The 24,978-nt window shown below is 67.4% G+C and carries 9 protein-coding genes; 4 read left to right on the top strand and 5 right to left on the bottom strand.

All coding sequences use genetic code 11. The features are described 5' to 3' along the window. Window positions 1-338: 338 nt before the first annotated feature. The 3 genes from acs to ACWV8V_RS11970 all read left to right on the top strand — a co-directional run bounded on the left by acs (window position 339) and on the right by ACWV8V_RS11970 (window position 3,885). Complete coding sequence (gene acs / locus ACWV8V_RS11980) at window positions 339-2,282, top strand: acetate--CoA ligase (RefSeq protein ID WP_259261924.1); 1,944 nt, start codon at window positions 339-341, stop codon at window positions 2,280-2,282. A gap of 90 nt (window positions 2,283-2,372) precedes the next feature. Continuing rightward, the gene (locus ACWV8V_RS11975; protein ID WP_121040978.1) at window positions 2,373-3,038 is read left to right on the top strand and encodes a response regulator transcription factor; all 666 of its coding nucleotides are present in this window, start codon (window positions 2,373-2,375) and stop codon (window positions 3,036-3,038) included. A 268-nt stretch (window positions 3,039-3,306) separates the two neighbouring features. Continuing rightward, window positions 3,307-3,885 (top strand): manganese efflux pump MntP, encoded by a 579-nt coding sequence (locus ACWV8V_RS11970; RefSeq protein WP_259261922.1) that lies wholly within the window; start codon window positions 3,307-3,309, stop codon window positions 3,883-3,885. 30 nt (window positions 3,886-3,915) lie between these two features. Here ACWV8V_RS11970 and ACWV8V_RS11965 read toward each other — a convergent pair whose 3' ends face one another. Both ACWV8V_RS11965 and ACWV8V_RS11960 read right to left on the bottom strand, forming a co-directional pair. Beyond that, complete coding sequence (locus tag ACWV8V_RS11965) at window positions 3,916-7,365, bottom strand: hybrid sensor histidine kinase/response regulator (RefSeq protein ID WP_259261921.1); 3,450 nt, start codon at window positions 7,363-7,365, stop codon at window positions 3,916-3,918. Window positions 7,366-7,428: 63 nt separating this feature from the next. Continuing rightward, complete coding sequence (locus ACWV8V_RS11960) at window positions 7,429-8,790, bottom strand: sensor histidine kinase (protein WP_455899818.1); 1,362 nt, start codon at window positions 8,788-8,790, stop codon at window positions 7,429-7,431. Window positions 8,791-9,029: 239 nt separating this feature from the next. On the opposite strand from ACWV8V_RS11960, the gene ACWV8V_RS11955 reads away from it, so the two are divergent. Continuing rightward, window positions 9,030-10,877: a tetratricopeptide repeat-containing diguanylate cyclase gene (locus ACWV8V_RS11955; protein ID WP_346468674.1), complete on the top strand. Its 1,848-nt coding sequence runs from the start codon at window positions 9,030-9,032 to the stop codon at window positions 10,875-10,877. 13 nt (window positions 10,878-10,890) lie between these two features. On the opposite strand, the gene ACWV8V_RS11950 is transcribed toward ACWV8V_RS11955, so the two are convergent. The 3 genes from ACWV8V_RS11950 to ACWV8V_RS11940 are packed head-to-tail and all read right to left on the bottom strand — an operon-like array spanning window position 10,891 to window position 24,819. After that, entirely contained in the window at window positions 10,891-11,901 is a 1,011-nt protein-coding gene (locus ACWV8V_RS11950; protein ID WP_259261918.1) for an OmpA family protein, read from the bottom strand. A 10-nt stretch (window positions 11,902-11,911) separates the two neighbouring features. Then, window positions 11,912-15,268: a hypothetical protein gene (locus ACWV8V_RS11945; RefSeq protein ID WP_455899817.1), complete on the bottom strand. Its 3,357-nt coding sequence runs from the start codon at window positions 15,266-15,268 to the stop codon at window positions 11,912-11,914. Next, entirely contained in the window at window positions 15,265-24,819 is a 9,555-nt protein-coding gene (locus ACWV8V_RS11940) for an SdrD B-like domain-containing protein (protein WP_455899816.1), read from the bottom strand. Before ACWV8V_RS11940 ends, ACWV8V_RS11945 begins: the two co-directional genes overlap by 4 nt. Between the last annotated feature and the right edge of the window lie 159 nt (window positions 24,820-24,978).

Here is a 24,978-nt window from a genome sequence, read left to right as displayed (position 1 = left end):
ACGGTCGACCCGAGGGTGCGGCGCGTTGACGCACCGAAGCTATTGGCCATTAGTCGTACTCGCCCCAACGGGCGAGTACGACCCGGGCGCCGGCAGGCGACCGGCAGGTGCCGCAGGCACCGCGCAGGTACCGACCGTTGGTCGGTCCGCCTTGCCTCACGACCAACGGTCGTGAGCTACCGGGGTTGGCTGCCCTGTCATATAGGGGTGGTCGGCGTTCGACCATGGTCTAACCACCTCGACACCGCGCAGGCGGGTGGATGCGGCAAACTGAGGGGGATAGGTCGCCGCTTATGCTGCGACCGCACAACCCAAGTCAACGTGCAAGTGAGGGTGCCATGGCTGATCTTTACCCCGTCGACGCCGCGTTCGCCGCGGCATCGCGGATCGACAAGAACACGTACCAGCAGCTCTACCGTGAATCGGTGGAGCATCCGGATGCCTTCTGGGGCAAGGCTGCCGAGCGCCTGGACTGGTTCAAGAAACCGACCCGTATCAAGAACGTCAGCTACCAGCTCGACGATTTCCGCATCAAGTGGTTCGAAGACGGCGAACTCAACGCCAGCGTCAACTGCCTGGATCGCCAGCTCGACAAGCGCGGCGACAAGATCGCCCTGCTGTTCGAACCGGACAGCCCGGATGCCCCGGCGCAGGGCGTCACCTATCGCGAGCTGTATGAGCGCACCTGCCGCCTCGGCAACGCGCTGCGCAACCTCGGCGTCAAGAAGGGCGACCGGGTCACCATCTACCTGCCGATGATCGTCGACGCCGCCGTGGCCATGCTGGCCTGCGCGCGTATCGGTGCGATCCACTCGGTGGTGTTCGGCGGCTTCGCCCCGAACTCGATCGCCGACCGCGTCATCGACTGCGGCAGCAAGCTGATCATCACCGCCGACGAAGGTCTGCGCGGTGGCAAGAAGATTCCGCTCAAAGCCAATGTCGATGCGGCGTTGAAGCTGCCCGGCACCACCACCGTGGAAACGGTGCTGGTGGTCCGCCACACCGGCGGCGCGGTGGACATGCAGGCCCCGCGCGACCGCTGGTTCCACGATGTGGTGGACCCGCAGCCGGCGCAGTGCGAGCCCGAGCGCATGAATGCCGAGGATCCGTTGTTCATCCTCTACACCTCCGGCTCCACCGGCAAGCCCAAGGGCGTGCTGCACACCACTGGCGGCTACCTGCTGTACGCGGCCTACACCCATGAAGCGGTGTTCGACCTGCGCGAGGACGACATCTACTGGTGCACGGCCGATGTCGGCTGGGTCACCGGCCACAGCTACATCGTGTACGGCCCGCTGGCCAACGGCGCCACCTCGGTGATGTTCGAAGGCGTGCCGAACTTCCCGAACACCTCGCGGTTCTGGGACGTGATCGACAAGCACCAGGTCACCATCTTCTATACCGCCCCCACCGCGATCCGCGCGTTGATGCGCGAAGGCGATGCACCGGTCAAGCGCACCTCGCGCAGTTCGCTGCGCCTGCTCGGCAGCGTTGGCGAGCCGATCAATCCGGAAGCCTGGCGCTGGTACTACGAGGTGGTCGGCGACAGCCGCTGCCCGATCGTGGATACCTGGTGGCAGACCGAAACCGGCGGCATCCTGATCTCGCCGCTGGCCGGCGCGGTCGATCTCAAGCCGGGCTCGGCCACCCTGCCCTTCTTCGGCGTGCAGCCGGCGCTGGTCAATGCCGATGGCGAAATCCAGGAGGGGGCCACCGAAGGCAACCTGATCATCCGCGATTCGTGGCCGGGCCAGATGCGCACCGTCTACGGCGACCATCAGCGCTTCATCGACACCTACTTCCGCACCTACCCGGGCAGCTACTTCACCGGCGACGGCTGCCGTCGTGACGAAGATGGCTACTACTGGATCACCGGCCGCGTCGACGATGTGATCAACGTTTCCGGCCACCGCATCGGCACCGCCGAAGTGGAAAGCGCGCTGGTCTCGCACCCCAAGGTTGCCGAAGCGGCCGTGGTCGGCTTCCCGCACGACATCAAGGGCCAGGGCATCTATGCCTACGTGACGCTGATCGCCGACGAGACGCCGAGCGATGAACTGCACAAGGAGCTGGTGGCCTGGGTGCGCAAGGAGATCGGTCCGATCGCCGCGCCCGACCATCTGCAGTGGGCGCCGGGCCTGCCGAAAACGCGCTCGGGCAAGATCATGCGCCGCATCCTGCGCAAGATCGCCGAGAACGCCCCGGACCAGCTTGGCGACACCTCGACCCTGGCCGATCCGTCGGTCGTGGCCTCGCTGGTGGAAGAACGCAAAGTGAAGTGAAGTAACCTTTCGCCCCCTGACTCAGGGGGCTGTCATCTCGATAGACTTTTTCGTTGCGTCGCTGCACGCCTCCGCAACATGGCCCCCACCATGACGACCCTCCTGATTGCCGATGACCACCCGCTGTTCCGCGAAGCCCTTCGCGGGGCCGTGCAACGCGTCATCCCCGGCGTGCAGCTGTACGAAGCGGACAGCGTGGAAGCGCTGTACCAGCTGGCCGACCAGCACACCGACGCCGACCTGGTCCTGATGGACCTCAACATGCCCGGCGCGCAGGGCTTCAACGCGCTCGTGCATATGCGTGCCCTGCACCCGCAGCTGCCGGTGGTGGTGGTGTCGGCACGTGAGGAACCGACGGTGATGCGACGCGCGCTCGACCACGGCGCCTTTGGCTTCATCCCAAAATCCGCCGATTCGGACACCATCGGTCATGCACTGGGCACCATTCTCGATGGCGAGACCTGGGCCCCACCGGAAGCGCACAACGTGCCCCAGACCGGGCGCGAGGAACGCGAGATCGGCCAGCGCCTGCGCGAGCTGACGCCGCAGCAGTTCCGGGTATTGCAGATGCTCGGCGCCGGCCGCCTCAACAAGCAGATCGCCTACGACCTCAACGTCTCCGAGGCGACGATCAAGGCCCATGTCACCGCGATCCTGCGCAAGCTCGGCGTCACCAACCGCACCCAGGCGGTGCTGATGGCCGGCAAGCTGGCCATCGACGACGAACAGATCGTGTTGCCGCCCGAAGAAGAGTAGGCGTTATAGCCGGAGCTATGAATTCCAGCGTTACCTGCGCAATTGCCGGTAAACGCTCCATGCCGCAACCCCGGTGCTAAGCTTCGCGTCCCCTTGGGGAGTAGCCGGATTCCTGCTGAAGGAATCGCCCGTATCAACATACTCGGCCAGTGCGCCGTGGTGCGGGCAACCATCTTGGTTGGCGAGACCAGCGGTCCGCGTGCGCAACGACAGGTTGGGCGCGTTCGCGGTCCGTTGCTCGCTATCGCCCGACCTGCCGCGTACCCCAATGTCCCCTGTTTCGATCCTGCTGATCGGCTTTGCCATGTCCACCGATGCCTTCGCTGCGGCGATCGGCAAGGGCGCGGCCATGCGCAAGCCACGTTTCTCCGATGCATTGCGCGCCGGCCTGATCTTCGGTGTCATCGAAGGCATCACCCCGGTGATCGGCTGGCTGCTCGGTCGCGCTGCGCTGGAGTACGTAGAGGCCTTCGATCACTGGATCGCGTTCGGCCTGCTCGGGGCGCTGGGCGTGCACATGATCATCAACGGCCTGCGCCCCGATGAGGGCGCAGAGGAAGACGACACCAGCAGACACCACGGCTTCTGGCGCCTGGCGATGACCGGTTTCGCGACCAGCATCGATGCGATGGCGGTCGGCATCGGCCTGGCCTTCCTCGACGTGCATATCGGCGTCATGGCGCTGGTCATCGGCCTGTGCACGCTCACCATGGTGACCTGCGGAATCATGCTCGGCCGCGTCTTGGGCGGCATGGTGGGCAAGCGCGCCGAGATCATCGGTGGCGTGATCCTGATCATCATCGGCTCCACCATCCTGTACGAACACCTCAGCGGTGCGGTGGCCTGATCGGGCACGGCGACCGCCGCCAGCCCGCGGCTAGAGATCGCCGCGGGTGTCGTGGAAGGCGGCCAGGAAAGCACGCAGCGAGGCCGGCTTGATCGGCTTGGTCAGCAACCGGTAACCGCGGTCACGCGCCATCCGCTTCAGCTCATCGCGGCCATCGGCAGTGAGCAGCGCGCCCGGAATCGCACGCCCGGCCTTCTGGCCCAGGGCCACCAAGGTATCCAGCCCATCCAGGCGGTCATGCAGGTGGTAATCCACCAGCATCACATCCGGCCGTTCCACCACTTTCTCCAGTGCCTGGTCGACCGTGCTGGCGGTGATCACCTGCACCTGCCAACGGCCGAGCAGTGCGCGCATGCCATCCAGGATCTCCTGGTCGTTGTCCACGCACAGGACGCGCATGCCCGCCAGCGAATCGGTGCGGGTGACCGGGCTGGGTGCCGGCAGCGCTGTCACGCTGGGCAGCGCCGGTGCGGCCACCAGCGGCAGCAGGATCGAGAACATGCTGCCGCTGCCCACGCGGCTGCGCGCATTGAGGCGGTGATCGAGCAGGCGCGAGATGCGCTGGCAGATCGACAAGCCCAGCCCCAGCCCCTGCTCGCCCCAGTCGAAGGGCTGCTGGTAGCGATGGAACTCATCGAAAATCTGCTGCATGTGGTGTTCGGGAATGCCCGGGCCGGTATCCCATACCTGCAGCTCCACCTCCGGCCCGCGATGCCGCACCGCCAGCACGATGCGGCCCTGGCGCGTGTAGCGCAGTGCATTGGCCAGGAAGTTCTGCAGCACGCGGCGCAACAGGCGGCGATCGCTGCGCACCCACGCCGGCCGTGCGAACAGGTCCAGGCGCAGGCCACGCCCGGCGGCGACGGGTGAGTACTGCGCCGCCAGTTCGCGCATCAACAGGCTGACGTCGAAATCGCCGATCACCGGGTGCAGCCCGCCGGCATCCAGCCGGGAAACGTCCAGCAGGCCATCCAGCAGCTCTTCGGCTGCGCGCAGTGACGCATCCACGCGCTCGGCCAGATGCCGCTGCTCTTCGTTGTTGTGGTGGCTCTCACGCAGCGCAGAAGCGAACAGGCGCGCGGCGTTGAGCGGCTGCAGCACGTCATGGCTGATCGCCGCCAGGAAACGCGTCTTGGACTGCTGCGCCATCTCCGCCTCGTGCGAACGTTCGGCCACGCGCTGCTCCAGCGTTTCGTTGGCTTCCAGCAACGCGCGCTCGGCGTGCTTGTAGTCGGTGATGTCGTTGTAGCTGGTGACGTAACCGCCGCCGGGCAGCGCCTGCCCGCGCATTTCGATCACCTTGCCGTCGCTGCGGGTGCGCTCGAAGATATGCGGCGAACCGGCGCGCATGTAACCGATGCGACGGTTGATCTGCACCTCGATCTCGCCCTCGCCCAGCTCGCCACGCTCGGCGTTGTAGCGGATCAGATCTGCGACCGGGCGGCCCACGTAGAGCATCCCGTCGGGATAGCCGAACATCTGCTGGTAGCGGCGGTTCCAGGCGGTCAGACGCATGTCCGGATCGACCACACTGACGCCCGCGCTGATGTTCTCCAGCGTGGTCGACAGGATCTCGCGGTTGAAGCGCAGTTCCTGGCCGGCTTCATCGAGCACCGCCACCACTTCGCCCAGATCCATGCCCGAGCCGCGCAAAAGGCTGGTCAGCAGCAGACGTGCGGACGCCGCACCGATCGAGGCGGCCAGCAGGCGTTCGGTGAACTGCACCCAGGCACGGTCGGCCGGGGCCGACGCCTGCAGCTCGCGCCCCAGTGACTGCGCCTGTTCGAAGAACGAGCGCCGTGCATGGCGGTCACCCACCACGCGCGCGGCCAGCGCCAGCAGGTCACCCACGTGCACATGGCCCGGCCACGCACCGGCGACCGACGGCCGCTGTGCATACGGATCCAGGAAGGGCGCCGCGCCCAGCCGCTCGTCCACGCCGGGACGCCAGCGCACCGAGACCAGTACCATCGCGGCCACGTTGACCAGCAGCGACCAGAACGTGCCGTGGGTCAGCGGGTCCCAGCCACTCATTCCGAACAGGTGCTGCGGCTGCAGCCAGTCGATACCGAACGGGCCCTGCACCAGCCAGCTCGCATCCATCCAGCCGGCATGCGTCAGCGCCGGCAGCAGCAGGGTATAGACCCAGGTGCCAAAACCGAGCAGCATGCCGGCCTCGACACCACGGCGGCTGGCACCGCGCCAGTACAGGCCGCCGATCAGCCCGGGCGCGAACTGGGCCACGGCCGCGAAGGCCATCAGTCCATACGACGCCAGCGTGCTGTCATTGCTGCTGCCGCGGTAATAGCTGTAGGCCACGAGGGCCAGCAGCAGGATCGCCGTACGCCGGATCCACAACACGCGTGAGGCGACGTTTGCTGCGTCCTCGTGGTGATCATTGCGGCGCAGCAGCACCGGCATCACCAGGTCGTTGCTGACCATGGTGGCCAGCGCGATCGACGCCACGATGACCATGCCGGTTGCCGCCGAGAAGCCGCCGACGTAGGCGACCAGTGCCAGGAACTTGCGCCCCTCGGCCAGCGGCAGGGCCAGCACCATGCTGTCGTCGGCCACGCTGCCACCGGTGCCGAACAGGGTCACGCCCGCCGTGGCGATGGGAATCACCATCGCCGAGATGATCACCAGGTAGGCCCCGAACATCCAGCGCGCGCGCCGGATATCACGCACATCGCCACATTCGACCACGGCCACATGGAACTGGCGCGGCAGGCAGATGATGGCCAGGAAGCTCAGCAGGGTCTGCGAAATGAAGCCGACCGGCGGTAGGCCGCTGAACAGTGTGTGCGCCGATTCGATCACCGCATCGGTGCGGTCGTTGAGCCACAGGTAGGCGAACAGACCGAGCGCGACCATCGCGATCAGCTTGATCATCGACTCCAGCGCGATCGCCAGCATCATGCCGTGGTGGTGCTCGGTGGCATCCACCTGGCGGGTACCGAACAACGTGGCGAACAAGGCCATCAACAGCGCCACGTACAGCGCCGGATCGGTGAAGAAGCCGGTGGGCCCGACGTTGCCGGTCAGCACCTGCAGGCTCATCGCTACGGCTTTGTACTGCAGGGCCAGGTACGGCACGATGCCGATCAGCGCGATCACCGCCACCAGCGCGGCCAGCCGCCGCGAGCGGCCGAAGCGCGAGGAGATGAAATCGGCGATGGACACCACGTTCTGGCTGCGTGCGATCAGCGCCAGGCGCTCGATGATGCGCCAGCCGAACACCCACAGCAGCAACGGCCCCAGGTAGATCGGCAGGTAGCCCACGCCGTTGCGCACCGCAGTGCCGACGGCGCCGTAGAACGTCCACGACGAGCAGTACACCGCCAGCGCCAGGCTGTAGACCACCGGGCGCAGCCACGGGCGGTCGGGGTACATCGGCCGACGGTCGCCCCACCACGCCACCCCGAACAGGAGCGCGGCATAGGCCACCGAGACCAGCAGCAGGATCCAGCTAGAAACCACAGGGTTGTTTCCGCGAGAGCAGCCCGCAGTGTAGCGGCTGGGCGGCCCCGCCCACGGCCCGGTTCAGGCCGGCACCGCCGCCAGCGGCCGGGTCGGCAGACGGATGCTGACCCGGGTACCCCGGTCCTTGCCGCTCTCCACCTGGATGTGTCCTCCGGCCGCCTCGACCAGGCTGGCCGTGACGGCCAACCCGAGTCCCGTCCCCTGCCCGACCGGCTTGGTCGTGAAGAACGGCTCCAGGCAGCGTGCACGCACCTCCTCGCTCATCCCATGGCCGCTGTCACTGACCTGGATGACCACCTCATCAATACGCGAGGGCTGCACGACCGCCAGGCAGAAATGGCCGCCCTCCGGCATGGCCTGGTGGGCATTCACCGCCAGGCTGAGCAGGATCGACTCCAGCTGGGCCGGATCGAAATGGATCAGGCACTGCACCTGACCGCTGTCGACCTCGCACTGCACCCGCGCGTCGAACACCTGCTGCAGGGTGGGTACCATGGCCGTGATCGTCGCCGCGACATCCAGCAGCTGCGGCCGACTGTGCTCCAGCCGGCTGAAATCCAGCAAGCGCCGGCTGACGGCCGTCGCGCGCCGCACCGCGGCGTCGGCCCCCTGCAGTGCCACCTGGAGCTCACCTGCCTGGCTGCGCCGGGCTTTGGCGATATAGCTCTGGATCAAGGCCAACAGATGGTTGAAGTCATGCGCGATGCCGCTGGCGAGGCGACCGACGTTCTCCATCTTCATCGCGTGCACCAACTGGTCGCGCGAGCGCTCCTTCTCCTGGATCTCCACCTGCAGCTCATCGCGCTTGCGGGCCAGGTCGCGGCCGTGCTCCCGCTCGACCTGCAGGCTCTCACGCAGGCCAGTGACGCTGTGATGCAGCAACCAGGCAGCCAGCAGGGTGGCGAACATGCATATCGCCAGGTCATTCACCGCGAGCAGGAGCCGATCAGGGCGGAACATCAAGGTGGAGGCATCCACCCACGCCCCCACCACGATCAGCAGGCACAGCCAAGCGGTGACCCACCACAGCGGACGCCTGCCCAGCACCGCCGCCACGAACAGGACCGGTAACAGCAGCACCAGTTGCAACCGCAACTGTGCCGCCAGCCCCCAGTACGCATAGGCTGCAGTGAGCAGCAGCAGCTGGCCGCCGACAAAGAGGCTTGCAGCGCGGAGGGCGTTCCCCGCCCGCTGTTGAAGCAGGCACAGCAGGCACAGTAGCGCGTGCAGCACGGCAATGAGCGGCACCATCAGGTCCAGGCCCATGCCCATGCGCAGCGCGATCCAGACCGCCATCAACAGATGGAACAGGCCGACCATGTTCAGCAGGCCACGCAGCATGGCATCGGTACGGCGACCCAGCGACTGCGTCGCAGTCCCGGGGAGGGAGCTGGTCCGGGGGGACGGTGGAATAATGGGCATGCGCGGCAGGCTCCAGGCCGGAGCGACAGCGTCCGGCGGCAACGAGGGTATATTAGCGGCGCGTGATCCGGCAGCGTCGCTGCTGCGGTGTCACCAGGAACGTGCCTCATTGCCGTCCGTCCGCACTCGACCGGGAAGTCGCTGTCCTCATGCCTACGTTGTCGCTTGTCCGTCGCGGGCTGTCCGCGCTCGTCTGTCTATCCTGGCTGGCTGCCCCGTGCGCGCTGGCGCAGCGCCCCATGGACAGCGTTCCACTGACTGCGCAGGTGCAGCAGTGCCACGGCCTGCTGACCAGCGCGCCGCGGACCTCGCTGCAGATCGCGCGCTCGTTGCTTGCGGCACCCGCTCTGCCCACGTCGATCGAAATCGGTGCGGTCGGCTGCCTGGGTGCGGCACTGCGCTCGCAGGGCCACCTCGACCAGACGATGGACCTGCCCGACCGCCTGCTGGCTGCGGCCGCGCGCGCCGATGCGACGGCCGAGGACCAGCTGCGCGCTCACTCCATCGCCGCACACCTGCTGTTATGGCGCGGCGACCATGGCCAGGCACTTGAGCTGACCAATCGCTTCCTGGAGGAGTCGGTCCGCCAACGCGACGTGCAGGGCCAGATCGGGGCGCTGATGCAGATCGCCATGATCCGCGGCGACGCGATGGGCGACGCACAGGGCGCTCTGACCTATCTGCAGAAAGCCACCGCATTGAGCGAGCATCTGCGTCGGCCGCCCAATCCCGGCGATCTCATCCTGTACTACAACTTCGGGTATGCGCTGCTGCAGATGCAGCGGCTTGAAGAGGCCAACACGGCCTTCAGTCGGGCCGAGGCGATTGGCACGCGGGTGGGCGGCCAGGACCTGTTCCTGCACCGCATCGTCAGTCACCGCGCCGAGATCCAACGCCTGCGCGGACAGCTGCCGGCCGCCGAAGCGGGGCTGCGCCGGGCCTTGGCCTGGCAGGCGGCGCAGGACCCGCAGGGACAGGTGGTCACCCTGCAGCGGCTCGCCCGGCTCACCCTTGATCAGGCCGGTGCGGAAGCGGCGCGCCCCTTGGCGGAACAGGCTCAGGAGCAGGCTGAGCGCGGCCATTTCAGCGATGAAGTCCGTGGCGGGCTGGACCTGCTGGGCGATATCCATACCTTGCTGGGCAACCGCGAGCAGGCCCTGCAGTACGCGCGCCAGGCCCGTGATATCGATCGGGCTCGCAGCAAAGGGGAGACGCTCAATCAGCTCGCCAAGCTGCAGGCCACCGCCGAGCGCAGCATCCACCCGGCCGACATCCATGCGATGCAGGACCTGGATCGTGTGCGGGTGCTGCGCAATGGCGCGCTGATTGCATTGTTGGTGGTGGCGGGCATCGCCACGTTCGTCGTGCTGCGCATGCGCCGGCAACGACATCACCTCGCCCTGCTGAGCAGCACCGACCGGGTGACCGGCCTGATCAACCGGCGGGAGGCCGAACAGCTGCTTGCCGCGGAACGGGCCAAGGGCGGGGCCGATCAGCGCAGCGTGGTGATGCTGCTGGAAGTGGATGCGTTCAAAGCCCTCAACGAGCGACACGGCGAGGCCGCCGGCGATGCCGTGTTGCGCGCCGTGGCTCAGTGCCTGCGCCGACACTGCGACAGCCATGACCGCATCGCCCGATGGGGTGGCGCCAGCTTCCTGGTCGTCCGGCACGATACCGCTGCGCCAGCCGCGCAGGCGCTGGCGAGCCATCTGCGTGCCGCGATCGAGCGCCTGGTGGTGGACATCGGCCCGGCTCAGCATCTGACCCTGACGGCGACTATCGGCATGGCACCGTTGCCGCTGTTCGCGCATGCGCCGGATGCGCTCGACGACAGCCTGCGTGCCGCCGATCGGGCGCTGCAGAGCGCCCGCCGAAGTGGACACAATGCCTGGGCCATGTTGTGGGGCGAGGACGCCGGCCGCGATGTCGATCTGTACAGCCTGCTCCACGACCCCGCCAAGGCGATGGCCAGCGGCTGGTTGTCATTGGCGGGGAGCAGGCCGATGGCCTGGCTTCCGCCACGCCCGGAGCCCGCGCGCACCCCGGTGGATCAGGATGTGCAGACCGGGACCGGTCACCCGCGCTGATCGCGCGCTGCGATCAGCGCGTCACATCGAAGCGTACTTCCACCCGGCGGTTGGGGAGCAGGCATTCCAGCAGTGCCGCACGCGGGCGCACGCCATCGCATTGCTGTACCTGCTGGGTGTCGCCCTTGTACTCATAGCGGATGCGGTGCGGATCGATACCCCGCCCGATCAGCAGCTCACGCACGGTCCGGGCACGCCGCTCGGACAACGCCTGGTTGGCATCGAAGCCGCGGCCCTGCATGCGGTCGGCATGACCCACCAGGGTCACACCGTCAAGCTGCAGGGACTCATCGGCAATGCTGGCCAGCGCGCGGTCCACGCTTTCCAGTGAATAGGTGCGGATGTCGCGGTACGCATCGCGGTCGAACTCGAACAGCACATTGGCCACCAGCGGCCCCGGCGCAGCGACGATGGCCGGGCCGACATCGCACTGGCGGGCCAGCGCCTCGGCGTCATTGACCAGTTCCTCGGCGATCTGGATATACGGCTTGGAATGGCGCCACTGCTGCTGGTTGAATTCGTTGCCGGCGTGCACCAGCTCGACTTCGCCACAGGCGACCTGCTGCTGCGCGCACACGAAGCCCGGCGCACCGTGCAGTACCCGCAGGCGCTGCCACAGGTCATCGCGCAGGTACTTGGCGTTGTTCACCAGCGGCGTATCGGTGGGCAGCGGCGAGACGCCCTGCTCCATGCCCACGATCAGCGTCTCCGATTCGGTGAGCGCCTGCTGCGGGAACGCGCTGCGATCGTTGCGACTGTATTCGTGGAAGGACACGTCCAGCCAGCACTGCGCCTTGGACAGGTGGTAGTCGCGGATCGGGCGCCCACCGTCATTGAGCGCCTGGATGCGACCCTGGGTGGCCTCATAGGTGCCATGGTCGGCATGGATCGCCTCATCGGTGATGCGCTGCTGCTGCGGCAACAACTGCGCCTGCTGCGCGTCGGCGTGCCCGGCCACGGCAGCCAGAAGAGCCGCGGCAAGCAGCGACGGAGCAATACGGTCAATCGGGAAAAGAGTCGTCATCAGGGCATCCTCAGCGTGCCGGGTCGCGGTAGCGGACGGGGTCCGGCCGGAAAAGGTCTTCATCGAACTTGAAGCGCAGGCGCAGGAACACGCCCTGCTGGGTGTACTCGTAACCGTTCAGATCGCGGTCGCCGGCGAAGCCGCTCCAGTTGTAGCCGGCCGACAACCACAGGTTCTGCCGCAGCAGGCGGCCGACCTCCATGCCGTAGGCATACTGGTTGGCACCGCTCTGCCCACGGAAGGTGGAGCCAAGCACGCCGATGTCCCAGTTCTCGGTGATGTCGTACACCACACGGCCGGAGAACAGCATCGCGCGGAAGCGGCTGTTGACCCGTGCACTGTCGGTATAGGCGAACTGGTCCTGCTGCCACTTGCCGGCCACGCGGCCGGTGAACCACCACGGTCGCGACGGGTGCCAGTCGGCATGCGCCGAGACGATATGCGCGCGGGTGCGCACATCCTGGCTGCTGCCATCGACAGTGTTGCCGTCGGACAGGGTCAGGCCGCTTTCATCGCGCTCCAGCTTGTACTCGTAGCGGGCCAGCGCGTTGATCCGGTTGCGGTCGGTATCGCGGTACGCCACGCCGAGCTGGAAACGATCCTGCAGCACATCGCCGCGGGCATCGTAGCGGGTGCTGAGCAGATAGTTGCGGGCCAGCAAGGTCCAATCGCGGCTGAGCTTGCGGGCGAGCATGAACTGCAGCAGCGTGGTGTTGAACGCCTCATTGACCTCGGTGTCGGGCACATCCTCGGAGATGCGGTGCTCGGCACGGATCGCCCCTCGCCACAGCGGATTGGCGCTGTAATCCAAGGCGAGCGCCAGGCCGGTGCTGTCGCCGGTGCTGCCATCGATCACCTTGACGTGCTCGGCCGAGCTGGCCAGGCGCAGGCCTTCGCGGATGTCCCAGTTGTTGCGGATACCCGAGGCGGCCTGCACATCGCGGCCGCTGATCGAATCGCGCAGACGGTACTCGCTGAAGGTCTGGGTATCGCGCAGGTAGCTGCTGTCGATACCGAATACCAGCGCATCGGCTTCGCGGTCGGTGGTGGTGATGCCGTAGGCGCTGGTCAGGCCGGTCTGCTTCTCATAGCGGCCATACACACGGCTGCGTTCGAACACCTGGTAGTCCAGGCCGGCCGCCAGGCGCTTGCGGTCTTCGCCGCTGACGCTGTGCTCCACTTCCGCACCGGCACTGAGGCGATCGCTCAGGCGGTAGCCCAGCCCGAACCGGGCACTGTCCGATTCCAGCTCGGTGCCGACCGGCAATTCGCTGGTGATCGGACTGCCGCTGCTGCTGCCGTTGATGACCATCAGGCCGGTCAGCGGATCCAGCGCCTGCTGGCCGTAGCCCAGCGCGCCGCCACCGGAACCGGTCGCAAACCCACCGGTGAGACCGCCGGGATTACCGAACGGCACCCCCGACGACCACGGCGAGGTCACGCCGATGGTCTCGCGGATGCTGCGTACGCCCAGGTCCACGGTCAGCCGTTCGGTAGCGCCGATGCGTACACCGGCACCGCCGGCATCGCGCTTGCCACCATCGGGGTTGCGGTCCTCGCTGCGCAGGCCTTCCACGTACAGTTCCAGCCGCGGGCCGACACGGTAAGCCAACCGCGCGTTGTACTCGCCGCGGCCACCGTACAGCGGTGCGGCCGGGTTGTTGAAGGCCGGATCGGTACGTGCGGCGAACACGCGCGCGTCGAGCTTGTCGGCGCTGTGGGCGAACTCCACCCGCCACGCATCGCCCTCCACTTCCCCGGTGATGTCCTTCAGGCCCTGCGAGGTGATCTGATTGATCGAGTTGGTATTGACCTCGCTGCGGGTGCGCGCGAACTCGGCGACCAGCAGGGTGTTGGCACCGAACCGGTAGCTCGCGTTCGCGCTGCCCATCTTGAACTCGGCATAGGGATTGCGGTCATCGACCGCCGCCGCACCGACCTCGAGCTGCTCGGTGAGTTTGACCTGCGCATCGGCGCCGACCACCCAGAACTTCTCGGTGCCCTGGTCCAGCTCATAGGTGATGCGCAGCGACACCGGATTGAGATCGCTGTCGAACGCCGGCAGGAACTGATTGAGCAGGATCCGGCCGGAGAACGGCTCGAAGCTGTAATCGACCAACCGCGCCAGCGAGCGCACCGAGGTGATGCGGGTGGGCTGGTTGCGATCGCGCACGATCACCTCCACCCGCTCGCTGCCTTCCAGCACGGCGTTGTTGCGCAGCGCATACGGGCCACTGCCCTGGCTGCGGAACTCCTCGATCACCTGGCGCAGCGAATCCTGCATCGCAAACACGTTGCTGCGCACGCGCTCGCTTTCGAAGTGCCAGCCCAGGCCAGTAGCGGTGCGGTTGTAAGTGCCCAGGCTGCGCTGCGGGATCGCGCCACTGCCGCCAATACCGCTTGCGGTGGCCAGCGTGTCGCCGGTCTGGAAGTCGCCGTACAACAGATAGCTGCGCTGATTGTCGATGCGCACATACAGGCGCTCGGCCGAACGCGCATCGAAGCCGCGCAGCGAAGAGTCCCCGTAGACCGGGTAGAACTCTTCCGGCTGGATGTCGCGCAGCAGGCGGCCACGGGTGTCCTTGTCCGAGTCGTAGGCGGCGGTGAGCAGATATTCGCCCTTGATCCGGCCCTTGACGAAGAACGCGGTGCGCGCGGCCGCATTGGCCTTGCCGTTGTTGAACTGGCGCTCCCAGCGGCGGATGTCACGGTCGAAGGCATCGTGATGCTCCACCGGCGAGATCAGGCCGGCGTTGCTGCGCCGGCGGAAGTTGACCACACCTTCGATCAGACCGGTGGCCAGCAGCTCACGCATCTCCGGCAGGAAGCCGATCGTGCCCTGGGCCGTCTCGGCGCCGGCAGTGATGCGCAGCACCACGTCCTGCGGCTCATGCGGGGCAAGCAGGTCGAATTCGGCCATGCCGTCGACCACCTGCAGTTGGATGCCCGGGGTGACCTTGTCGGCATCCAGCGCGCCAGGACCGAGTTCGTCGGTCCGCGAGCCGGGCAGGCGGATGCGGCCGCCGCTGGTCTCGATGGTGGCGTAGGTGGTACCCGGCAGCGCGCGGCCGGCGGCGTCCAGCAGCTGCACACGCACATGCACGGCGCTCTGGCCATCGGCCGGCACGCCATCACGGTCCAGCTCGACCAGGATGCGGTCGAGCGTGCCCGGCACCGCGTTGTCCAGCGCGCGCGGGGCGGCATCGGTACTGGCCGGGCTGCGCGGGTACAGGGTGCTGGCATCGCCGAGCACCGGCGTGAAGCGGCCGGGGCTGCCCACGCTCTGTGCCATGGCGGGGACGGCCGCCAGGGCGCAGGCAAGCAGGCTCAGGCGCGGCAGACGGGACAGCGTCGGAACGCGGCTCATGGCTGGTCCTCCGTCGAAGCGCCGGCAGCAGGCAGGTGGACTCTGGGATGCACGATCGGTCTCTGGTTGGCCGAGTCGGTCGCCTGTTGCGGCGCCCGCGCGGGTTTGCTGTCGAAGCGCAGCGGCGGCTGCCCGGTCTCGGTCTCCGGCGCACGCACCTCGCCCTGGGTGCGGCGGGCCTTGACCTGCTCCAGCACCGGGTTGGCACAGCTGCCTTCAATGAAATCGGCGCGGTGCAGCTCGCCGTTCTTGAGGTCCAGGAACAGGCTGTCGGCGTCGCCCAGGTTGCGGTTGCTGCTGGTGGTCAGGCGCGCGCCGAGCGGCAACGTGCTGGCATCCACCTTCAGCGTGTGGCTCTGCGGCGGCAGGCCGCAGTAGCTGTACTTGCCTTCCGAGTCGCTGATCACCCAGGTGCCGTCGGAGAAGTACAGGCGCACGCCGGGGATGCCCAGCTCTTCGCGGTCCTGCACATGGTTGTTGTTGCAGTCCACGAACACCTTGCCGAGCACGCAGGCCTGGTCGGTGAACACACCGCCGGTGACGCGCACGCGGTACTCGGCGCGGTTGGACGGCAATGCGCCCGGCAGCGGCGTGAGGCTGCCGGTGTCGATGCAGCCGCCGCTGAAGGCACAGCCGAAGGCCTGCGCACGGTTGATGCCATCCCCTTGCTGCGCACCCACACCGACCCGCACACGGTAGGTCAGCACGATCTGGCCGCCGACGCTGATCGGGCCGACATCGAAGCCCAGCAACGGGCCCGGCTTGCCGGACGGATCGGTCACGGCGCGGCCGTCGGCACGGGCGGTGCCGTCGATGTAGGTGAAACCACGCGGCAGGCGATCGATCACGTTGACCGTGCGCAGCGTGCTGCCCGCGGTCTGGCGGATGGTGATCGTGTACTGCACGGTGTCGCCGATCTCCGCGGTCTGGCGGTCACCGTTCTTGCTGATCGCCAGGCCGGTCGCTACCGCAGTGTCCAGCGGCAGGTGGTTGTTGATGATGGCCGCGGTGTCCGACCCGGCAAACAGGGTCAGGTAGTACTGCGTGGCCGTGCCGACCGCACCGGTCGGTGCGAGCCGGTTCGGCTGCACCTCATGGTTGGCGCCCGCGCTGCCGGCCGGCGACAGCGCGCCAGCCTGCGGCGGGATCAACGTCGATACGAACTGGTAGCTGCCCGGGGGCGTCACGGTGAGCTGGAATTCGCAGCGCGCCGGCGCGGCCGGGCTGAAGGCGAACTGGTAGAAGCCCTCGCTGCCCACCGTCATCGAGATCGCACTGCCCTCCAGACGGTAGCCGCCGCTGCCGGCGTTGAGCACGGCGGTACGCGGGTCGTAGCCGGCACACATGCCGACCGGGCTCAGCGTCACGATCGAGCCCGGCACCGGGTCGCGGGTGGTGGCGTCGTAGACCACGCCCGACGGATCCACCGGCAGGCTCTGCTGCGGCAGATGCTGGCCGGGGCTGAGCACGACTTCCAGCTGACTGATGCCGTTGTCGCTCACACGGCAGGCACTTACGCCAGCCCGAGCGATGGCCGCCTGGGCGTCGCAGGTCTGCTGGATGCCGCTCACGGACTCGCGGGTGACCGGGTTGGGCCACAGGATGTTGGAGGCCGGGTCGCGGAAGCGGATGTTCCAGATGACGCCCGGCACCACATCGCCAAAGCGGTAGCTGCCGTCGGCGCCGGTCGTGGTGGTCTTGACGATCTGGCCAGTGGCCGGATCGACCAGTTCCACGATCCACGACGACAGACGCTGATCGCCGCTGTCCAGCAGCTGATCGTCGCCACCGATGTCGTACCACACGGTTCCGCCGACCGACGCGGCCAGCTGCACCGCATTGGGCACACGGCAGGCGTTGAACTGGATCGCGTCCACGCACTCGGGCAGCTGGGTCACATCGCCCTCGAACGCGCCGCGCTCGGCCGGCGTCGGCGTGCGGAACTCATTCTCGCCACCGCCTTCGACCAGTACCGCATTGTTGACACTGCCAGCCTCTGCGGCAGCGGCGCCCACCAGAGCCTGCACGCTGATCGTGTCCACCGAGGTGGCACCGGCAGCCACGACCTGCTGGCTGCGGCAGTCGAAGCGGGTGTCACCCACGGCGCCGGTGCAGACCCAGCCGGTCCCGCTCGGCGCGGCGGCCAGGGTCAGCCCCTGCGGCAGGCGGTCCTGCACCACGTACTCGCCGCGCGACGGCTGTTGCCCGCCATTGCGCACCTGGATGGTGTAGGTGGCGATGTTGTTGACGGTGAAGCGCGTGCTGCCGGCGGACTTGCTGACCAGCATGTCCGGCGAATCACCGATCTCACCGAAGTTGTTGTCCAGCGAATGGCCGCCCAGCGGCAGCACGATCTGGCTGATCGCCGAGGGCACGGTCTCGCGGCCGGTGGCCACGCCGGTGGCGATGCCGTCCACCGCACCGGAACTGGTGATGCCGTTGAGGGTCTGCGGCGGCTGGGTCGGCTCGGTCACCGTGTAGGTGCCCGGGCGCAGCCCATCGAACCGGTAGCGGCCGTCGGCATCGGTGGTAAGCGTGATCGAGACAGCCTGGCCCAGGTCGTCGGTGCCGGTCAGCACCACGGTGACGTTGGCGATGCCGCCCTCACCCGTGTCGACCACCCCGTTGTCATTGCTGTCGTTGTACACGCGGCCGGCGATGCTGCCGGTCGGGATCTCACCGAAGTTGTTGTTCACCGACTGCTGGTTCACGCCCAGCACCAGGCCGGCGATCGTCGACGGCGCGGTGCCCGGTGCCGTCACCGTGCCACCGGTGCTGCCGGCCACGGTGCGGCCGTCACGGGTGCCCGTCGGCTGGTCCGGCTCGGTCACGGTATAGGTGCCCGGCGGCAGATCGCTGAAGCTGTAGTTGCCGTCGGCGTCGGTCACGGTGTCGCGGGTAACCGGATTGCCGACCAGGTCCGTGCCGGTCAGGGTGATGGTGACGTTGGCCAGACCGGTCTCACCCGGGTCGACCACGCCATCGTTGTTGCGGTCGGTCCACACCTTGCCGCTGATCCCGCTGTTGAGCGGAATCTCGCCGAACAGGTTGTCCACCGAGGCGCTGCCCGGGGTGGTCAGATCGATCGTGCCGATGCGGCTGGGCACGGTGGTCACCGGCGTGGCGGTGCCGCTGCTGACGCCGTCGATGGTGCCGGCGGTAGTGATGCCATTGCTGGTGCCGGTGGGCTGCTGCGGTTCGGTCAGGGTGTACGTGCCCGGGCGCAGATCGGCGAAGGCGAAACGGCCATCGGCATCGGTCTGCACGCTGCGGGTGACGCTGGCGCCGGTGTCGTCGGTCCCGGTCAACTCGATGGTCACGCCTTCGATGCCGGTTTCGGCCGCGCCGTTCTGCGCACCGTTGTTGTCGGCGTCGAAGAACACGGTGCCGGACACGGCCACCGCGAGCACTTCACCGAAGTTGTTGCTGATCGAGGCCTTGCCCGCCGGCAGCACCACCGCGCTGATCGCACTGGGTACGCTTGCCACCGGGGTGGCGGTGCCGACTGCAGTGCCGTCGATGGTGCCGGCGGCCGTAATGCCATTGATCGTGGCGACGCCATTGAACACCGGCTGCGCGGCCTGCTGGGTCACCGTATAGGTGCCCGCCAGCAGGTCGTCGAAGCGATACCGCCCGTCGGCGTCGGTCGCGATCGTCGCGACCGGCTGGCCCAGCGCATCCACGGTGCCGCCCGGCAGCTGCACCTGCACGTTGGGCAGGCCCGGTTCGCCGGCGTCCTGCACGCCGTTGTTGTTGCGGTCCAGGTAGACCGTGCCGGAGAGTGCAGCAGCGCGCTCGCCGAAGTCATTGCCGGTGGAACCGGCCGCGGGCAGGTTGGTGATCGTGATCAGGTTGGCCGGGGTTTCGCGTCCCTCGGCCAAGCCGGTCGGCTGGGTCTCGGTGATGCGGTAATCCTGGCCGGCCACGGCGCCGGGATAGCTGTAATGGCCATCGGCATTGGTCACCAGCGTTTCGGTGGTGTCGTCGGTGGTGCCGAACACTCCGTCCGGGCCTGCACCCACGATGATCACCTGCACGCCGGGGATGCCGACATCGCCGGCGTTGTTGTCGCCGTCATCGTTGCGGTCCAGGTAGACCGTGCCGCTGATCGGGGCGTTGGCCAGCTCACCGAACAGGTAGCCGGTAGCGTCCTGTCCGGCGTTGATGGCGATGCCGGAGATCACGTTGGGCACGGCGGTGCTGCCCGGCGTGGCGGCGTTGCCGGCGGTGTGCTTGCCGTCCAGGTACGTGGCCGGCTGGGTTTCCGTCAGTGTGTAGCCGGTGCCCGCCTGGGCCGGCAGCAGGTCGCTGAAGCGGTATGCGCCATCGGCGTCGGTGGTCGCGGTCAGGTTGACCGGATTGCCGAGCACATCGGTACCGGTGAGCGTCACGATCACGTTGGCGATCGGGTTCTCGCCGCTGTCGCGCAGGCCATTGTTGTTGCCGGCGGCCACGTTGGAGAAATCTTCGTAGACCGAGCCGGCAATCGAGCCGAGCGTCTCACCGAAGTCATTACCGTTGGAACCGGTCAACGGCAGCGCGGTGATGTCGATCTGGTTGCTCGGGTTCTCGGCCGCATCCGCGTAGCCCTGCGGCTGCGTTTCAGTGATGCGGTAGTTCTGCCCCACGACCAGATTTTCGAAGGTGTAACGGCCCTGTGCATCGGTCTGAACGCTCACCGGCGGCAGATCGTCGGCGGTGCCATGGATGCCGTCCGGGCCTGCGCCGGTCAGAGTGATGGTGACGTCCAGCAGGCCACCATTGGGCTGCGAGCCGCGGTCGCCGGCGTCACCGGCGTCGAAGTCGCCATTGCCGTTGCGGTCCAGATAGACATGGCCGGAAATGGACGTGATCGCGTCTTCGCCGAAATTGAACGCGGTGCCATCTTCGCCATTGGACAGATCGATGCCGGCAATGCGGTCGGTCGTGGGCGCATCGCCGCTCGCGCCGGTGGCCACCGTACAGCTCGTGCAGGCGATCCCACCGATCAGACCCGGATTGATCGCGCCGGGGCGGTTGCGATAGCTGCCATCGGGCAGCACTTCGCGCAGCGTATAGGCCTGCAGTGGATCCAGATCGATGAAGCTGTAGCTGCCATCGTTACCGGTGGAGCGGGTCGCAACCACCGTCCCCGCGGCATCGAGCAGTTCAAGGGTGGCATTGGCGATCGGCGCATCGCCGGCGTCGCGTACGTTGCTGTAGTTGCTGTCCACATAGACGAAGCCGGACAGCGACGGGCGACGCACTTCCGGGAAGTTGTAGCGCACCGCATCCACGCCGGCGCCCAGCAGGATCGAGGTGTAGACCGAATCGGCGGTGCTGGCCGGGGTCACGGCAGCGAACACGCCACCGGCCGACGGCGCTTCGGCGCCGCTGGTGGGCGGTGCGACCGGGCCGTTGACGTAGGCCACAGGCTGGGCCTGGGTAAGGGTGTAACCGGCAGCACCGGCCGGGGCAAGGTTCTCGAAGCGATACACGCCCTGCGCATCGGTGGTGGCCTCCCGTGCGACCACGGCGCCATAGGCATCTTCACCGCTGAGGTACACGGTCACGCCGGAGATCACCGGCTCGCCACTCTGCAGCGTGCCGCCGTTGGTGCCGCTGCGGTCGCGGTCCTGGAACACCACGCCGGTCAGCGAGGAACGGACCACGGTGTGGGTCGTCGTATCGTCGTTGTTGCCCGGCTCGGGATCGAGCTGGTCACTGGTGGCCTTGGCGGTATTGATGCCGCTGCCATTGGCCGGCAGTGTGGTCCAGCGTGCCGGGATCAGCACGCGTACGCGCCCGTCCAGCGCCAGATCGCCCATGCGGCAGGTGACGGTGCGGCCAGCCAGCAGGCAGTTGCCCATGCCGGTGGTCTGCACGCCCGGATCGGCGGTGGTGCCGATCTTCTGCCAGGTGATCGCAGCGGCGCCGCCGATCACCTCAAGCCCTGCGGGCAACGTGTCGGTGACGGCCACGCCTTCGCCGTTGAGCGGGTTGGTCCCGGTGCGGTCGCGCGAGAGGCTGTGCCCGGGGCCGTGGTTGACCACGTCCAGCACGAACCAGAACGGCTGATGCAGGCTGACCGTGCCGGCGTCGGCAGGCAGCGCGACGCCAGGGTCGGCGCTGGGCGCGATCACCACGCTGGACTTCTTCATCTCCAGATCCGAGCGGGTGCGGATGCTGGTTTCCTGGGTGGCGGTGTTGTTGCTGGTATCGCTCTCGGCCTCGGCCGAGCGCGCGGTGACCGAGTTGCGCAGCGTTTCGCCGGTGGCCGGCGGCGCGGTCATGTACTGGTAGACCAGGTACAGGTAGCTGGTCTGTTCGCTGGCGATCACCCCGTCGTCGGTCGTGATCACGCCTACGCTGGGCATGGTGCAGGAAATGGTCTGCGGGCCGGTGCTCGGATTGGTGCTGCCGGCAGCCATCGAACAGCGGGTACCGACCGGCTCCAAGGCGCCCTGCGGCGTGGTGGCGGTACCGGTGCGGCTGCCCACCAGGCTGATGCTCGCGCCCGCAGCCGGACGGATCGTGTCATCGATCATCGTCTGCGTGGCCAGGGAAGGGCCGTCGTTGCGCACGCTGATCTGGTAGTAGATGTAGTTGTTGATCTCCATACCGGCGCGCGAGTCGAAGCCCAGCGGGTCGACCGCACCGTCGAAGTTCTGATCGATCTTGTTGACGATCAGGTCCACACGCCCGGCGTCGAAGTTCAACGTGGCGTCTTTGCTGTCGTCATCGGTGCGGCTGTTGTAATCGTAGGTAAGACCATTGGCATCGGTGCCGCTGGACGGATCTGCGGTGCCATCGCCATCAAGGTCGAAATGGAAGCTGCCGGTGTTGGTGAACTGGCGTCCGGTGTTGCCACTGTTGACGTTCGGGCGGATCACCACCGTCATGGTTTCGGTGGAGTTGTTGGCCATCTCCTTGGGCGCACAGGTCAAGGTCAGCGTGGCGGGTGCGCTGCCGGTGTTGAACCAGGACGTGCCGCCGGGCGCTGCTGCGGAGCTGATCGAGGGGTCGCGTGCGGTTACGGTGCAGAGCTTGCTCGCCGCATCCGCACCGGTGCGCAGGGCGGAGATCAACACGAAACCGGCATCGTTGGCAGGCAGCGTGAACACATCGCTGAAGACCACGCCACGTGCGGTCGACGGCCCCTTGTTCTGGTAGGTGATCTGGTAGGTCGTGTTGACGCCAGCGCGCCCGGGCGTGCCGGAAGTGATGCTCTTCAGGGTAGTGGCGACATTGGCCACCGGATCGATCTGGACCCAGTCAGAGGCAGTGTTGTTGCTCTGGTCGATCTCGCCGAGTGCACCGGAAATGGCCGGGTCGATGCGCACACCGGCCGTGTTGCAGAAGCGACCGGCCGGCATGGCCTGACCACCGCAACTGCCGGAAGGCTGGAGCTGGCTGTCGAACAGGCCACGGTTCACGGTGAAACGGACGGTGGCGGTCTCGTTGCGGCCCAGCACGGTGGTGCCCGCATTACAGACCCACGCACTGCCACTGAGACGGCAGTTCCAGCCTGCCGGACTGGCGTTGCCGGTGACCGTGGTCATGCCGGTGACGAAGCCCGGGATCGGGTCGTTCACCACCACGCCAGTGGTGGCTTCGCCCGCATTGTGGATCTGCAGGGTGTAGGTCACCGAGTCATCGCTGTTGCGGATGATGTTGTCGGTGTCGCCTGGTCCATTGGTCTGCTTGGTGATCGACAGGTCGGCACGGTCGTCGGTAGCACGGCTCTCACCACCGGCACAGTCGTTGGTATCGTTGGGGTCGCGATCGATGCCGCCAGCGGTCGTCGGCTCGAGCGAGCCGCCGCTGCCACCGGTGCAGGCGTCATTGCGCAGCACCCCGGCAGTGCGCGCAAGCGTCTGCAGTGCCAGTGCGGGCGCGCTGGCATTGACGGCGACTGGATAGCCACTGGTCAGGGTGCACGTCACCGTCTGCGCCTGGCCGACGGCCCAGGCGCGATCGACGCTGCAGCTCCACGGGCCGGTGGCCACCGAGGTGCCCGGCAGAATGGGTTGCCCGCTGGCATCGACCCACTGTTCGCCGGCGGCCAGCGTATCGACCACCTGCAGGTTGCCGGTCACCGCGCGCGGCCCCTCGTTCCGCACGCCCAGCGTGGAGGTCATCATGCTGTCGCTGCGTACGCCCGTGCCGTTCCACACCGGCACCAGCAACGGCGCCTTGGATTTGCTCATGCGCAGATCGGCGCCATCGGGAATGATGGTCAGCCCGACGGTGCCACTATTGTTGCCCGGCACGGGGTCCGGTGTGGTCGCGCTGATCTGGGCGGTGTTGCTGACCACGCCGCTGCTGTTGGTGCCGGTCGAAGGCACCTGTGCGGTGATGGTGATGATCGCCTGCGCGCCCGGCGCGAAGCTGCCGGCCAGGCTGCAGGTGCGTGTGGTCGCGCCCGCGTTGTCGGTGCAGGTCCAGCCCGCGGGGGCATTGCCGCCGGTGATCACGAAGCCCTCGGGCATCGCATCGGTGACCACCACGCCAGTGGCGGCGCTGGGTCCGTCGTTGCGCGCGGTCAAGGTGTAGGTGACGACCGAGCCAGCCGCCGCCGGGGCCGGCGAGACCGACTTGGACATCGCCAGGTCCGCACCGGCGGTGACCGCGGTGGTCACCTGCGCGGTATTGTTGTCCGGCACCGCATCAGGCACCGAACCGGCGTTGACCACAGCGGCGTTGACGATGTTGCCGGTGCCCACGTTGACCTTGCCGCGGAACTGATAGCTCGCGCTTGCGCCCACAGCCAGGGTGCCGCTGTAGGTGCCGTTCTGCGCGCTGAAGCTCCAGTCGGCGCCGCTCGGCACGCCCACCAGCGTCACGTTGGGGGGCAGCGTGTCCACCACCCGGAAACCGGTGGTGACACTGGGACCGTTGTTTTTGACGGTAAGGGTATAGGTGACCTCGCCGCCACCGATGACCGGATCGGGCGTGGCGGACTTGCTCAACTCCAGATCGGCCGCTGCCTGGATCGTGGTCGTCTGGTTGGACGTATTGTTGGCCGTGTTGGTGTCACCGGCGAAGAACGGATCACTGCTCTGCAGCGCCACGATCGGGGTCGATGCCGGGGGCAACGCCGCCGCGAATCCAATTGCGGCATGCAGGTTGATCGTGGCCGGCTGGGTCTGCAGCGTGGTGACCGGCAGCTTGAACTGGTACGGCGCGCCGGAGGCGATCAACGTGGGGTTGGTGCACACCACGCGGGTCGTGCCGGCACTGCCGGGCGAAGCGCTGCAACCGGACGGTGCCGGGCTGCCCAAGGCCGTACCGACCGGCAAGTCGATGATCGTGACGCTGCCGGCCGCGGTGTCGTTGGCACCGTTTTCGACCTTGACGTTGTAGATCACGGTCGTGCCCGCCGGTACCGGGTCGTAGCCGGTATCGGAGAAGTCGGTGATCTGCAGATCCACTGCCAGTGCGGACAACGGCATGGCCAGCATCAGCATCGCGAAGGCGGCGCGCCAGCGGCCCTTGCGGGCGGCTGCGTACACGCGCTCGAACGGCGTCACCGCCGCGCAGATGGCTGCGCGATCGCTATGGCTGGACATGCGTTGTTCCCCTGTTCCGGTCTCTGCTGCTTTCAGAGGGAACGCGGCCAGGTGCGGTGATGACCGCGGGCAGGCACTGCGCTCCCGTGACGTGATGCGACTGGAGCGGTCGTGACTGTCGTCATCGGCACGCTCAAGCGGGGCGCATTGTGGTGTCGC

The organism is Stenotrophomonas sp. Ker107b, from assembly GCF_053847245.1.
The sequence above is the reverse complement of the archived record's forward strand: the minus strand, read 5'-3'. Positions and strand labels throughout refer to the sequence as shown.